Raw genomic sequence first — 14,611 nt, 5'->3', positions numbered from 1 at the left:
CTGGCGTCAACGCGCGGCACTGAAGCCAGGGGAGGCTAGAAACCCAGCTTCGTCTTCTTCAGCGCCTTGATTGATTCGTCGCTGCCCTCAAAGGTAACAAGCGCGCTGTCGATGCGACCGGAAGCGTGCATGATCAGCTCCGTGACGGGGCCGGTGATCGTCACCGGGTTGGCCGCCTTCTTGGCCACATGGCGTTTGCCGTCCGGCCGGGCCAGGATGACGCCGACGGGGCAGTGGCGGTAGTACATGCGGGCGCGTCGGGTGAGGTCATTCCAGAGCATTTCGGTGTAGCCGCGATCTAGGATGCGCGGAGCCCACTGGGTCCGTGCCCGGCGCACGTCTTCGGTGTGGATGAAGAACTCGGACATGTTCGCGGCGGTGCTGACCCGCTCGATGGAGAACGGGGAGTACTTGCTCGGCCCGGTGCGGAAACGCCGCACCAGCCCGGCATAGCTTTCGGGGCGCTGGGCCTCGTCGGCTAACTTTTTAATCTTCGCGTCGAGCTTCCCGGAAAGCGGCTTGAGAACCGCCCCGGCGCCCAGCGGCGAATTTTCGCGCAGAACCAGGTGCGCGGCAAGGTGGCGGGTTTCCCATCCCGCGCACAACGTATCAGCCGAGGGGCCAGCTGCCAACAGGGCCTCGGCCAGGGCGAGTCGAGAAGCATGTACCAGGTGCATTACCTCTGAACCTAGCATGGAGTGCGGCACCTTGAGCACCTATAAAGACATGTTGCGAGGCAATGCCCCGAACTAGGGGCATTGAGTCTTGTCACACGGTGGGGACGCACAGGCCCAGCAAGTATGCTTGAGGGGATGTCTACTACTAATTCCAGCGCCGAATCCCAGCCGGATGCGGCGCAGCTTGACCCCCAGATCGCTGCCCGCCTCAAGCGCGATCCCAACGGCCTGGTGGCCGCGATCGTCCAGCAGGCCGACACCCTCCAAGTGCTGATGCTGGGTTGGATGGACGACGAGGCCCTGCGCCGCACCCTGAGCACCGGGCGGGTCACGTTCTTCTCCCGTTCACGCCAGGAGTACTGGCGCAAGGGGGACACCTCCGGCCATGCCCAGTACGTCAAGTCCGTGGCGCTGGATTGCGACGGGGACGCCCTGCTGGTGCAGGTGGACCAGGTGGGGGCGGCCTGCCACACCGGGGCCCCGACGTGCTTCACCGACCGGCAGCTGCCGGCGCAGGTCGGCCACCGCCCGGCCTAAGCACCCCTGCCGAAGGCGGCAGGGCCGGTTCCCGCGGGCCGCGGGAGATCCCGCGGCGCCCCAAGCGGTTGAAAAGTAGTTGTTGGCAAGTAGCTGTTGAAAAGAAGCTGATGAAAACCCTAGGTAGCATTTCCCCGACCCGCCAGCAGTTCCTGGCGATGGCCTCCACGCGGCGGGTCATCCCCGTCTCGGTGCGGATCCTGGCCGACTCACTGACCCCGATCGGTCTCTACCGGCAGTTGGCCGGGGGACGGGCCGGCACCTTCCTGATGGAGTCGGCGGCAGCCGGTGGGGTCTGGTCGCGGTACTCCTTCATCGGGGTCAACTCCCCGGCCACGCTCTCCACGCGCAGCGACGGGCAGGCGTACTGGCAGGGCCAGGCCCCGGCCGGGCTGCCCACCACGGGCGTCGGGGTTGAGGTGCTGCGCGACACCGTGCGGGCCCTGCGCACCGAACCGATGCCGGGCCTGCCCCCGCTGACCGGCGGCATGGTCGGCTTCATCGGCTGGGAGTGCGTGCGGCATTGGGAAAAGCTGCCCAACCCGCCGGCCGATGACCTGAAGCTGCCGGAGCTGAGCATGAACCTGGTCGGCGACCTGGCCGTGCACGACGCCGCGGAGGGCACGGTCACGCTGATCGCCAACGCCATCAACTTCGACGGGCGGGCCGAACGCGCGGAGCAGGCCTATGATGACGCGGTCCAGCGCCTGCACCGGATGCTGGAGCAGCTGGACGGGCACCTGCCCACCGGCGGGGCGGTGCTGCAGGGCACCGACGTGCCGCGTGAAGAGCTGATGGAGGCGGTCACCCACTCCTGGGACGAGCAGCAGTACCTGCAGGCGATCCGCGAATCGAAGCAGGCGATTGTGGATGGTGAGGTGTTCCAGATCGTGGTCTCGCGCCGGTTCGAGCTGGAAACCCAGGCCAGCGCACTGGACATCTACCGGGTGCTGCGCGCCACCAACCCGAGCCCCTACATGTACCTGTACAACTTCGTCGACGAGGACGGCCAGCCCTTCCAGGTTGTCGGCTCCTCCCCGGAGGCGCTGGTGACCGTGAACGACGGGCACGTGGTCACCCACCCGATCGCCGGCTCCCGCCCGCGCGGTGCGAACTACGAGGAGGACCAGCTGCATGAGAAGTCGCTGCTGGCCGACGAGAAGGAACGCGCCGAGCACCTGATGCTGGTCGACCTCTCCCGCAACGACCTGTCCAAGGTTTGCCAGGCCGGCACGGTGGAGGTCACCCAGTTCATGGAGGTGGAGCGCTTCAGCCACATCATGCACCTGGTCTCCAACGTGGTGGGCAAGGTGCGTGAGGGAATCGAAGCGTACGACGTGCTGGCCGCGACGTTCCCGGCCGGCACACTCTCCGGGGCGCCCAAGCCCCGCGCCCTGCAACTGCTGGATGAGTACGAGCCCTACCGCCGCGGGGTGTACGGGGGAGTGGTTGGCTACCTGGACTTCGCCGGGGACATGGACATGGCCATCACCATCCGTTCGGCGCTGCTGAAGGACGGGCGGGCCTATGTGCAGGCCGGCGGTGGGATTGTCAACGATTCGAAGCTGGCCGACGAGGCCCTGGAAACCATCAACAAGGCCGCCGCACCGCTGCGCGCGGTCTGGGCCGCGCAGAGCCTGCGCCAGGCCACCGACGTGACGGAAGGTGCATGATGCGCAAGATGCTGAGCCTGAGGAACGTGGCACTGTTCGGGGTGGTCGCCGCCGGGCTGGGCCTGTGGGCCGCCACCCGCACCTGGGTGCTGGTCGACGTCCAGGCCACCACCGTCCAGGTGCCGCAGATCGTGGTCGACGGCTCCCAGGCCGCCCCGGCGGTCACCGCGCTGTGCGTGGTGGTGCTGGCCGCGGCGCTGGCGCTGCTGATCGGCGGGAAGGTGGTGCGCTACATCATCGGCGCGATCTCCGTGCTGGCCGGGGCCGGGGTGATCAGCGCCGGGCTGAACGGCGCACTGAACCCGCAGGGCGCGGCCGCCGGGGCCGTGGCCGAGGCGACCGGGCTGAAGGACATCGTCGCCGACTACCAGGTCAGCGCGTGGCCGATGGTGGTTGCGGTGGCCGGGGCGCTGATCGTGCTGCAGGGCATCTGCGTGCTGCTGGCCGCCGGCCACTGGTCCAAGACCACCAAATACGACCGGGTGCGCTCCGAGGCGCAACCCACCGGCGAATCCCCGCGCAACGACCGCATCTCGGACTGGGAGCAGCTCTCGGCGGGGGATGATCCCACCGAGTCCGGGCGCTGATTCGCGCTCCGCGGCGGAGGGCCGCGGCGGTGGGCAACACGATTGCCCCCAAATGTGTCATCGGTGTGAACTGGTGGCAGAATAGAGCAGGAAGCTTAAGGATCCGCCCGGGCCACCGCGCGGACATGGGTAGAAAACCAAGGAGACGTTCCGTTATGTCGCAGAAGACCGAGATCGACCCGATCTTTGCCGAAGAGGTTGGACACGGTAACTCGATCGCAGCCTGGACGGCTGTAATCATCATGATGGTCGGTGCCATCGTGGGCGGAATCGCCTTCGCCAACCACGCCCACCTGCTGGTGTACATCAGCTGCGGCGTGATCCTGCTGGGTCTGGTGGTCGGCTGGATCATGCGCAAGGCCGGCTACGGCGTGGGCGGCTCGCGTAGCGGAGCACACCACTAAGTTGAGCGTTCTCGACGAAATCATTGCGGGCGTCCGGGAAGACCTGGACGCCCGACGTGCACGTACCGGCCTTGAGGCGATGATCGGCGCCGCCCACGCCGCCGCCCCGGCCCGCGACGCCTATGCTGCGCTGGGCGGAAACACCGACCAGTCCGCCCGGGACACCACCTTGCGGGTGATCAGCGAGGTCAAGCGCCGCTCCCCGTCCAAGGGGGCGCTGGCCGAGATCCCGGAGCCGGCCACCCTGGCCGCCGAATACGCCGCCGGCGGTGCCTCGGTGATTTCCGTGCTCACCGAGCAGCGCCGCTTCAACGGTTCGCTGCAGGACCTGGACGCGGTGCGCCAGGCCGTGGATATTCCGGTGCTGCGCAAGGACTTCACGGTCGACGAGTACCAGATCTACGAGGCCCGCGCCCACGGGGCCGACCTGGTGCTGCTGATCGTCGCCGCCCTGGACGACGCGACACTGCGCCGCTTCCTGGCGCTGACCGAACAGCTGGGCATGCACGCCCTGGTCGAAACCCACACCGCCGAGGAGATCCAGCGCGCGGTCGCCGCCGGTGCGAAGATCATCGGGGTGAACGTGCGCAACCTGAAGACCCTGGACGTGGATCCTGCCACCTTCGCCAAGCTGGCCCCGCTGCTGCCGCGCGAGGCCGTGGTGATCGCCGAATCCGGTGTGGAATCCACCGAGCAGGTGGCACAGTACGCGGCCGCGGGCGCCGATGCGATCCTGGTCGGCGAGGCACTGGTGAAGCACGCCGCCCCGCGGGAAACGGTCGCCGAATTCATCCGGGCCGGCACCGCGGCGAAGCCCGCACGCGGCCAGGACAACTGACGCAACAAACTACGCAAACCGCCGGTGAACGGCCACAGTTAAAGAGAATCAACAGTTGACGGCCAGCGGCGCACGCCGCACGATCCGAACGATCCACGGTGGTGCCCCCGCCCGGCGAGAAGCGCCGCGGGGGCACCTGCCAACATTGCGAGGGAAAAGAGGGAACAATGAGCACTTCCGACGGCTCGTTGAAGCACGCCAGCGGACCATACTTCGGGGCCTACGGCGGGCGATGGATGCCCGAGTCCCTCATGGCCGCCATGGATGAGCTGGCCGCCACCTTCGAGCAGGCCAAGCACGATCCGGCGTTCATCGCAGAGGTCAACGACCTGAACAAGAACTACTCCGGGCGCCCCTCGCTGCTCACCGAGGCCAAGCGCTTCGGGCACAAGGCCTGCGGCGGGGCGCGGATCTTCCTCAAGCGCGAGGACCTGAACCACACCGGCAGCCACAAGATCAACAACGTGCTCGGCCAGGCGCTGCTGGCCAAGCGGATGGGCAAGACCCGGATCATCGCCGAAACCGGCGCCGGCCAGCACGGGGTCGCCTCCGCCACCGCCGCCGCCCTGATGGGCATGGAGTGCGTGGTCTACATGGGCGCGGAGGACACCCGCCGCCAGGCACTGAATGTGGCGCGCATGGAGCTGCTGGGCGCCACCGTGATCCCGGTGACCGTGGGCAGCCAGACCCTGAAGGACGCCATCAACGAGGCGCTGCGCGACTGGGTGGCGAACGTGGAGAACACCCACTACCTGCTGGGCACCGCCGCCGGCGGGCACCCGTTCCCGGCCATGGTGCGCTACTTCCACGAGGTCATCGGCGAGGAGGCGCGCGAGCAGATCCTGGCCCAGGCCGGACGCCTGCCCGACGCGGTGACCGCCTGCATCGGCGGGGGCTCCAACGCGATCGGCATCTTCCACGGCTTCCTGGACGACGCCGAGGTGGAGCTCTACGGTTTTGAGGCCGGCGGGGACGGGGTGGACACCGACCGCCACGCCGCGACGATCACCCTGGGCAAGCCCGGGGTGCTGCACGGGGCCAAGAGCTACCTGATGCAGGACGACGACGGGCAGACCATCGAATCGCACTCGATCTCCGCCGGGCTGGACTACCCGGGCGTGGGCCCGGAGCACGCGCACCTGGCCGACATCGGTCGGGTCAGCTACGAGCCGATCACCGACACCGAGGCGATGGACGCGTTCCGCCTGCTGTGCCGCACCGAGGGGATCCTGCCGGCGATCGAGTCCTCGCACGCGCTGGCCGGGACCATCAAGGTCGCCCAGAGCAAGATCGCCGAGGGCCGCGACCCGCAGGACGTGGTGATCGTGGTCAGCCTCTCCGGGCGCGGTGACAAGGACGTGTCCACCGCCGCCGAATGGTTTGGATTACTTGATGCGGCCGACGCGGCCGGGGAGGGGAAATAGATGACCCGGGTGAGAAGTGCCCAGAAGATCGCCGCCGCGAAGGCCGAGGGCCGCCCGGCGCTGATCGCCTACCTGCCCGCCGGGTTCCCCGACGTGGCCACCACCATTGACGCGGCCGTGGCGGTCGCCAACAACGGGGTGGACATCATCGAGATCGGGATCCCGTACTCGGACCCGGTGATGGACGGGGAAGTGATCCAGCAGGCCACCACCCAGGCGCTGGGCAACGGCTTCAGGGTGTCCCAGATTTTTGAGATCATCGCCGGGATCACCGCCCGCTGCGACGCCGCGGTGATGGTGATGACCTACTGGAACCCGGTGCTGCGCATGGGCGTGGAGGAGTTCGCCCGCCGCTTTGCCGAGGCCGGCGGGTCCGGGCTGATCACCCCGGACCTGGTGCCCGACGAGGCCGGGGAATGGGTGGCCGCCAGTGAAAAGTACGACCTGGAGCGAGTCTTCCTGATTGCGCCCAGCTCCTCCCAGGCCCGGGTGAAGATGACCGTGCAGGCCTCCAGCGGGTTCGTGTACTGCGTCTCGGTGATGGGGGTGACCGGGGCGCGCAGCGAGGTTTCCGCCGCCGCCCAGGACGTGGTCGCCGCCGCGCACGCGGCCGGGGCGGAAAACGCCTGCGTCGGGCTGGGGGTCTCCAAGCGGGAGCACGTCCAGCAGATCGGCGCGTACGCGGACGGGGTGATCGTGGGCACCGCCCTGGTCGCGGCGCTGCGTGACGGCGGGGTGGAGGCGGTTGGGGCGCTGGCCGCCGAGCTGAGCGGGAGAGCCAGCGCATGATCAGCGCCGCGATCCCCTCCCCGCCCATTGAATGGTCCCGCTTCACGCTGGGGCCGCTGACCATCCACGCCTACGCGCTGTGCATCCTGCTCGGCATCGTGCTGGCCCTGTGGCTCACCGGCCGCCGGCTGCGCGCCCGCGGCGGCACCAGCGACACGCTGTGGGACATCGCGATCTGGGCGATCCCGTTCGGCATCGTCGGCGGGCGGCTCTACCACGTGCTGATCACCGACCCGATGTACTACTTCGGGCTGGGCGGCGGCCCGGCGCACCTGGCCGAGATCCCGCAGCTGTGGCTGGGCGGGCTGGGCATCATGGGCGCGGTGGCGCTGGGCGCGGTCGGCGCGTGGATCGGCTGCCGGCGCATCGGGATCCGGCTTTCGGCGTTCGCCGACGCGGCCGCCCCGGGCGTGCTGCTGGCGCAGGCCGCCGGACGCTGGGGCAACTGGTTCAACCAGGAGCTGTTCGGTTCACCCACCACCCTGCCCTGGGGCTTGGAGATCGACCCGGACAGCTACAACTTCCCGGCCGGGCTGCCGGCCGACACGCTCTTTCACCCCACGTTCCTCTACGAGTCGCTGTGGAACGTGGCCGGGGTGATCCTCTTGCTGGCGCTGGACCGCAAGTACAAGCTGCGCCGCGGGGCGATGTTCGCCTGCTACGTCATCTGGTACGGCATCGGGCGCACGATCATGGAATCGTTCCGCATCGACCCGGCCGAGGTGATCAGCCTGGGCCCGCTGGACCTGCGCATCCACCAGCTGCTGGCGATCCTGCTGGTGATCGGCGGGGTGATCGGGCTGGCGTACTCGCTGGGCCGGCTGCGCTCGGAGCACCAGGACACCATCTACCTGCCCGGGCGGGAACCGGTGGCCGAGGCCGCCGCAGTGGAGGGCGGTTCGAGTGCCCTGGAGGCCGGCGCCGGACGCGCGCCGCGGGGACGCGACACCAAGAAAACGGCGGGCGTGAAGAAGACGGGCGACGTGAAGGACGCGGGCACCGCAAGGAACGCGGCGCGGAATCCGGATGCTGCCGGCCAGGACCCTGCCGATGGCCCCGGCAGCAATGGCCCTGGCACCGCCGGCCCCGCCCAAAAGAAGTAGCAAGGCGGCCGCCGGCAGGAATGCCCGTGCCGGCCGGCAGCCCACCGTGGCGGCACCCCGAACCAGGGGTGCCGCCACGGTGCGTTAACCCGCCCGCACCTGCCGGGGCAACCGGGGGAATTCGTTAACGCCCCCGAAACACAATCGGACACGCGGCGGAAACAAACGACTTGTAGCGTGGAACACCCGACCCGCTTGCGGCCCGCACCACCATTTCGCGGCCCACCGGTCGGACACGACCCACAACGCGGTGGATCCATCGTGCGCACACCACACCTTCGGGCCCCACTCCCTGGCCCGCGGCGTGCCTTCGCTGCCCGGCCCCGGTATCCCACCCATCGGCGAACCCGGCCCGCGGCGTCGGCCTGCCGCCGGGGCGGCGACGATGACCGGCAGCCTCCGTTTTTCGGGCTGAAACCCAGCGTCCTGCGTGCTGCCCCAAGCAATACGGCACACCCTTGAAAGGCACGCTCATGAGCATGACCGGAGTCCAGCTGAACGCCTCGCCAGATGGTGGCGGGGAACCCATCTCCTCGCCCTACACCCGATTCGCCGCGCTGCCCGGCGCGCAGGGACTCTACGATCCCGGCGCCGAGAAGGACGCGTGCGGGCTGGCGATGATCGCCAGCCTGAAAAATGAAGCCAGCCACCGCATCGTCGAACAGGCGCTGACCGCCCTGCGCCGCCTGGAACACCGTGGCGCGACCGGCGCCGACGCGGACACCGGGGACGGGGCAGGAATCCTGCTGCACCTGCCGGACCGCTTCCTGCGCCAGGTCACCGACTTCCAGCTGCCCGAGCCCGGACGCTACGCCGTGGGCATGGCCTTTTTGCCCGCCGCCCCCGCTGAGCGTCAGGCCGCGGTGGCCGCCGTGCAGCAGCTGGCCGAGGCCGAGGGTCTCACCGTGCTGGGCTGGCGCCAGGTGCCGGTGGACGCACGGGTGCTGGGGGCTACCGCCCGCGAATGCATGCCGCACATCGCCCAGTTCTTCGTCACCGGGGTGCCCTCCGGCCGGGCGCTGGACGCGGTGTGCTGGCGCATCCGGCGCCGGGCCCAGCACCGCCACGGGGTGTACTTCGCCTCCTTCGCCAGCGGCACCCTGGTCTACAAGGGCATGGTTTCCACCGCGCAGCTGGACCGCTTCTACCCGGACCTGGCCGACGCCCGGCTGGGCACCCGCTGCGCGATCGTGCATTCGCGCTTCTCCACCAACACCTTCCCCTCCTGGCCGCTGGCCCAGCCGCTGCGCACCATCGCCCACAACGGGGAGTTCAACACCGTGCAGGGCAACCGCAACTGGATGCGCGCCCGGCAGTCCCAGCTGGCCAGCGAGCTGCTGGGGGAGGTGCCCGAGGAGCTGTTCCCGATCTGCACGCCCGGCGCGTCGGACTCGACCAGCTTCGACGAGGTCGCCGAACTGCTGATGCTCTCCGGGCGGCACCCGGCCGCGGCGATCATGATGATGATCCCGCAGGCCTGGGAACACGATGAGCACATGGACCGGGATCTGCGGGCGTTCTACGAGTACCATGCGATGCTCATGGAGCCGTGGGACGGGCCGGCCGCCGTGTGCTTCACCGACGGGCAGCTGGCCGGGGCGGTGCTGGACCGCAACGGGCTGCGCCCGGCCCGCTGGCTGACCACCGCGGACGGGCTGCTGGTGCTGGCCAGCGAGGTCGGGGTGGTGGACGTGCCCGCCCAGCAGGTCACCGCCAAGGGGCGCGTCGCCCCGGGCACCGTGTTCCTGCTGGACGTCGCGGCCGGGCGGATCATCCCCGACGCGCAGCTCAAGGCCGAACTGGCCGCCGCCGCGCCCTGGGCGAAGTGGGTGGGGCAGAACAAGCGCCGGCTGCACCAGCTGCCGCAGCGCGAGCACGTGCACCACAACGCCGCCTCGGTGCGCCAGCGCCAGCTCACCTTCGGCTACACGAACGAGGAGCTGCGCCTGCTGTTGGGGCCGATGGCCGCCACCGGCACCGAACCGCTGGGCGCCATGGGCACCGACACCCCGGTCGCGGTCCTCTCCGAGCGCGACCGGCTGCTGTTTGACTACTTCACCCAGTCCTTCGCCCAGGTCACCAACCCGCCGCTGGACGCGATCCGCGAGGCGCTGGTCACCTGCCTTGCCACCTCGATCGGCCCGGAGGGGAACCTGCTGCAGCCCGGGCCGGTTTCGGCCGAGCAGATCGCGCTGGACTACCCGGTGCTGGACAACGACCAGCTGGACCAGGTGCTGTTCCTGCGCGACGGGCACGGCGCCCGCCAGAGCCTGCGGGTGCGCGGGCTCTACCGGTCCGCCGGCGGGGACCGGGAGCTGCGCGCCCGGCTGGACGAGATCTGTGAGAAGGTCTGCGCCGCGGTGCACCGCGGGGTGCGCTTCATCGTGCTCAGCGACCGGGACTCCTCCGCCGCGTGGGCGCCGATCCCCTCCCTGCTGCTGGTCTCCGCGGTGCACCACCACCTGCTCTCCAGCTCCACCCGCACCCGGGTCTCGCTGCTGGTCGAAACCGGCGACGCCCGGGAAGTGCACCATGTGGCGCTGCTCATCGGCTACGGCGCCAGCGCCGTGAACCCGTACCTGGCGCTGGAGAGCGTGGAGCAGATGGCCCTGGAGGGCACCTTGCCCGGGGTGGACCCGGCCCCCGACGGGCGGACCGCGGCCGCGAACCTGGTCAGGGCGCTGGGCCAGGGGGTGCTGAAGATCATGAGCAAGATGGGGATCTCCACCATCGCCTCCTACTGCGGCGCCCAGACCTTCGAGGCCCTGGGGCTGGGCCGGGCGCTGGTCGACGAATACTTCACCGGCACCCCCAGCCGGCTGGACGGGATCGGGCTGGAGGTGATCGCCCGGGAAACCGCGGCCCGCCACGCCCGCGCCTACCCCGTCCACCCCTCCCACCCCGGCACCGGCACCGGCACCGGGAGCAGTGCCGCGAGCGGTGCCCCGCAGCTGCCCGGCGGCGGGGAATACCAGTGGCGCCGCGGCGGGCCGCCGCACCTGTTTGACCCGCAGACCGTGTTCCGGCTGCAGCATTCCACCCGCACCCGGCGCTATGACGTGTTCAAGCGGTACACCGCCGCGGTCGACGAACAGGCCGCCGAGCTAAAGACGCTGCGTGGGCTGCTGCGGCTGAACACCCAGGCCGCCACCCCGGTGCCCATCCAGGAGGTGGAGCCCGTCAGCGCGATCGTCACCCGTTTTGCCACCGGGGCGATGAGCTACGGCTCGATCTCCGCCGAGGCGCACGAAACCCTGGCGATCGCAATGAACCGGCTCGGGGGCAAGTCCAACACCGGTGAGGGCGGAGAGGACCCGGCCCGGCTGAACGACCCGCTGCGGCGCAGCGCCATCAAGCAGATCGCCTCCGGGCGCTTCGGGGTGACCAGCCGCTACCTGAGCAGCGCTGCGGACATCCAGATCAAGATGGCCCAGGGCGCCAAGCCCGGGGAGGGCGGGCAGCTGATGAGCACCAAGCTCTACCCGTGGATCGCCCGGACCCGGCACTCCACCCCCGGGGTCGGGCTGATCTCCCCGCCCCCGCACCACGACATCTACTCGATCGAGGACCTGGCCCAGCTGATCCACGACGCCAAATGCGCCAACCCCTCCGCCCGGATACAGGTCAAGCTGGTCTCCGAGGCCGGCATCGGCACCGTCGCGGCCGGAGTCGCCAAGGCCAAGGCGGACGTGGTGCTCATTTCCGGGCACGACGGCGGCACCGGGGCCAGCCCGCTGAACTCGCTCAAGCACGCCGGCACCCCGTGGGAGATCGGGCTGGCCGAGGCCCAGCAGACGCTGATCCTCAACGGGCTGCGCCAGCGGGTGACCCTGCAGGCCGACGGGCAGCTGAAGACCGGGCGCGATGTGGTGATTGCCGCGCTGCTGGGCGCCGAGGAGTTCGGCTTCGCCACCGCCCCGCTGGTGGTCTCCGGGTGCATCATGATGCGCGTGTGCCACCTGGACACCTGCCCGGTCGGGGTGGCGACCCAAAACCCGGAACTGCGCGAGCGCTTCAGCGGCAAGGCAGAGTTCGTGGTCAACTTCTTCCAGTTCCTGGCCCAGGAGGTGCGCGAACTGCTCGCCGCACTGGGCGCGCGCACCCTGGACGAGGTGATCGGGCGGATCGAACTGCTGGACACCGCCCAAGCGGCCGCCCACTACAAGGCCCGCGGGCTGGACCTGGGCCCGATCACCCACGTGCCACCCGTGGCCCCGGCCGCCCGGCGGCGCACCACCGGGCAACAGCACGGTTTGGAGAACCACCTGGACCGGCGGCTGCTGGCCCAGGCCGGTCCGGCGCTCGCCGCGGGCACCCCGGTGCGGCTGGCGGCCAGCGTGTCCAACACCGACCGCTCGGTGGGCACCCTGCTGGGCCACCACCTGACCCGCGCCGCCTTCGACGCCGACCGGCCGGCGGACACCATCACGGTGCGCCTGCAGGGCCAGGCCGGGCAGTCGCTGGGCGCGTTCCTGCCCGCCGGGATCACCCTGCGCCTGGCCGGGGACGCGAACGACTACGTCGGCAAGGGCCTGAGCGGCGGGATCATCGCCGTGCACCCGGGCTCCGGCAGCGCCTGCCCGCCCGAGGAACAGGTGATCGCCGGCAACGTGATCGGCTACGGCGCCACCAGCGGGCAGCTGTACATCAACGGGCGGGTTGGCGAACGCTTCGCGGTGCGCAACTCCGGGGCGACGCTGGTCGCCGAGGGGATCGGCGAGCACGGGTGCGAGTACATGACCGGGGGCACCGTGGCGGTGCTCGGGCCCACCGGACGCAACTTCGCCGCCGGCATGTCCGGGGGTGTGGCCTGGGTGCTGGACTTCGACCCCCGGCGGCTGAACCCGCTGGCCGCCGCCGGGCAGGAACTGTTGATCGGCCCGCTGGACGACGCGCAGGCCGGGCAGCTGCACGCGCTGCTCACCGAGCACATCGCCCGCACCGGCTCCCCGCTGGCCCAGCGCCTGGTGCTGGACTGGGACACCAGCCGCACCCGCTTCACCAGCATCATCCCGCGGCACTACGCCGCCATCGAAGAACTTCGCACCCACGCCGCCGACTCCGGGCAGAACCCGGACTCGGCCCAGGTGTGGACCCAGATCCTGGAGGTGACCCGTGGCTGACCCACGCGGCTTTCTGAACATCCGCCACCGTGAAACCCAGCCCCGGCGCCCGGTGCCGCTGCGGCTGCTGGACTACCGGGAGGTCAGCGAACGCCAGCGCGCCGGCACCCTGCAGGCCCAGGCCTCGCGCTGCATGGACTGCGGGGTCCCGTTCTGCCACCAGGGCTGCCCGCTGGGCAACCTGATCCCGGAGTTCAACGACCTGGTCTACCGCCAGCGGATGGACGAGGCGGCCGACCGGCTGCTGCAGACCAACAACTTCCCGGAACTGACCGGCCGGCTCTGCCCGGCGCCCTGCGAGGCCGCCTGCGTGCTGGGCATCAACCAGCCGGCGGTGACGATCAAGCAGGTGGAGGCCGAACTGGCCGGGCACCTGCTGGACGCCGGGGCGTTCACCCCGCAGCCGCCGGCCCGGCACACCGGGGCGCGGATCGCGGTGGTCGGCTCCGGCCCGGCCGGGCTGGCCGCCGCCCAGCAGCTGACCCGGGTGGGGCACACCGTGGTGGTCTTCGAACGCGACGAGGCCCCCGGCGGACTGCTGCGCTTCGGCATCCCGGACTTCAAGCTGGACAAGCGGGTGCTCGAGCGCCGGCTGGAGCAGCTGCGCGCGGAAGGCACCATCTTCCGCACCGGGGTGAACATCGGTGTGGACGTCGGCTGGGATGAGCTGCGCCGGGACTATGACGCGGTGATCATCGCCATCGGCGCCGGAGTGCCGCGCGATTTGCCCGTGCCGGGCCGGGAGCTGGACGGGGTGCACTTTGCGATGCAGTACCTCACCGACAGCAACCGGGTGGTGTCCCAGGCGCGCCGCAGCCCGCGGATCGACGCCCGCGGCAAGCACGTGGTGATCCTGGGCGGCGGGGACACCGGGGCGGACTGCCTGGGCACCGCGCTGCGCCAGCAGGCGGCCAGCGTCACCACCCTGGCCATCGGCCAGCAGCCCCCGGCCGAACGCGGGCCCGGGCACCCGTGGCCGACGGTGCCGCCGCTGTTTGAGGTGCAGTCCTCCCACGAGGAGGGCGGGCAGCGCAGCTACCTGGCCTCCACTGTGAGATTTAATGGTCGGCAGGGCCGGGTGATCGGTGTTACAGTGGCAGAGACGGAATTTGTCGCTGGCTCACGCCTCCCGAAGCCCGGCACCGAGAAGCTGATCAAGGCGGATCTGGTGCTGCTCGCCCTCGGGTTCACCGGACCGGAAAAAGCCGGGCTGGATGAACAGGTCAGTATCGATTTCGACAATCTGGGCAACGTCGCCCGTGATGGCTACTACCACACCGGCGCGGACAATGTGTTCGCCGCCGGGGACGCCGGTCGGGGACAGTCCCTGATCGTGTGGGCCATCGCCGAGGGGCGCTCCGTCGCCGCGGCGGTGGACCGTCACCTGCAGGGGCACACCATGTTGCCCGCACCGGTCGCCCCCACCGATAGGGCCATCAGCATCATGTGAGTGTCA

The 14,611-nt window shown here is 70.1% G+C and carries 11 protein-coding genes; 10 read left to right on the top strand and 1 reads right to left on the bottom strand.

From position 1 onward, the window contains the following. Positions 1-35: 35 nt before the first annotated feature. On the bottom strand, positions 36-677 hold the full coding sequence (locus GcLGCM259_RS08930) for a TIGR03085 family metal-binding protein (protein ID WP_246049497.1): 642 nt from the start codon (positions 675-677) through the stop codon (positions 36-38). 135 nt (positions 678-812) lie between these two features. Between GcLGCM259_RS08930 and hisI the strand changes: the two genes are divergently transcribed. The 10 genes from hisI (at position 813) to GcLGCM259_RS08880 (ending at position 14,605) form a co-directional block, all read left to right on the top strand. Beyond that, the gene (gene hisI / locus GcLGCM259_RS08925) at positions 813-1,214 is read left to right on the top strand and encodes a phosphoribosyl-AMP cyclohydrolase (protein ID WP_138177891.1); all 402 of its coding nucleotides are present in this window, start codon (positions 813-815) and stop codon (positions 1,212-1,214) included. A 110-nt stretch (positions 1,215-1,324) separates the two neighbouring features. Beyond that, a complete protein-coding gene (locus GcLGCM259_RS08920) occupies positions 1,325-2,887 on the top strand; it encodes an anthranilate synthase component I (protein ID WP_138177889.1) in 1,563 nt (520 codons plus the stop codon). After that, positions 2,884-3,474 (top strand): Trp biosynthesis-associated membrane protein, encoded by a 591-nt coding sequence (locus GcLGCM259_RS08915; protein ID WP_138177887.1) that lies wholly within the window; start codon positions 2,884-2,886, stop codon positions 3,472-3,474. Before GcLGCM259_RS08920 ends, GcLGCM259_RS08915 begins: the two co-directional genes overlap by 4 nt. Positions 3,475-3,629: 155 nt before the next feature. Next, a complete protein-coding gene (locus tag GcLGCM259_RS08910; protein ID WP_054822081.1) occupies positions 3,630-3,878 on the top strand; it encodes an HGxxPAAW family protein in 249 nt (82 codons plus the stop codon). Position 3,879: 1 nt separating this feature from the next. Then, positions 3,880-4,716: an indole-3-glycerol phosphate synthase TrpC gene (gene trpC, locus GcLGCM259_RS08905; protein ID WP_138926390.1), complete on the top strand. Its 837-nt coding sequence runs from the start codon at positions 3,880-3,882 to the stop codon at positions 4,714-4,716. A gap of 167 nt (positions 4,717-4,883) precedes the next feature. Further along, the gene (gene trpB, locus GcLGCM259_RS08900; protein ID WP_138926389.1) at positions 4,884-6,140 is read left to right on the top strand and encodes a tryptophan synthase subunit beta; all 1,257 of its coding nucleotides are present in this window, start codon (positions 4,884-4,886) and stop codon (positions 6,138-6,140) included. Beyond that, complete coding sequence (trpA, locus tag GcLGCM259_RS08895; RefSeq protein ID WP_138926388.1) at positions 6,141-6,929, top strand: tryptophan synthase subunit alpha; 789 nt, start codon at positions 6,141-6,143, stop codon at positions 6,927-6,929. Next, positions 6,926-8,032 carry a prolipoprotein diacylglyceryl transferase gene (lgt, locus tag GcLGCM259_RS08890; RefSeq protein ID WP_138926387.1) on the top strand — a complete coding sequence of 369 codons (1,107 nt, stop codon included), beginning with the start codon at positions 6,926-6,928 and terminating at the stop codon, positions 8,030-8,032. The genes trpA and lgt overlap by 4 nt, the downstream gene beginning before the upstream one ends. A gap of 473 nt (positions 8,033-8,505) precedes the next feature. Next, positions 8,506-13,155 (top strand): glutamate synthase large subunit, encoded by a 4,650-nt coding sequence (gene gltB, locus GcLGCM259_RS08885; RefSeq protein WP_138926386.1) that lies wholly within the window; start codon positions 8,506-8,508, stop codon positions 13,153-13,155. Then, complete coding sequence (locus GcLGCM259_RS08880) at positions 13,148-14,605, top strand: glutamate synthase subunit beta (protein ID WP_138926385.1); 1,458 nt, start codon at positions 13,148-13,150, stop codon at positions 14,603-14,605. Before gltB ends, GcLGCM259_RS08880 begins: the two co-directional genes overlap by 8 nt. Positions 14,606-14,611: the final 6 nt, after the last annotated feature.

The sequence above is a fragment of the Glutamicibacter creatinolyticus genome (assembly GCF_006094275.1).
GTDB lineage: Bacteria > Actinomycetota > Actinomycetes > Actinomycetales > Micrococcaceae > Glutamicibacter > Glutamicibacter creatinolyticus.
The sequence above is the reverse complement of the archived record's forward strand: the minus strand, read 5'-3'. Positions and strand labels throughout refer to the sequence as shown.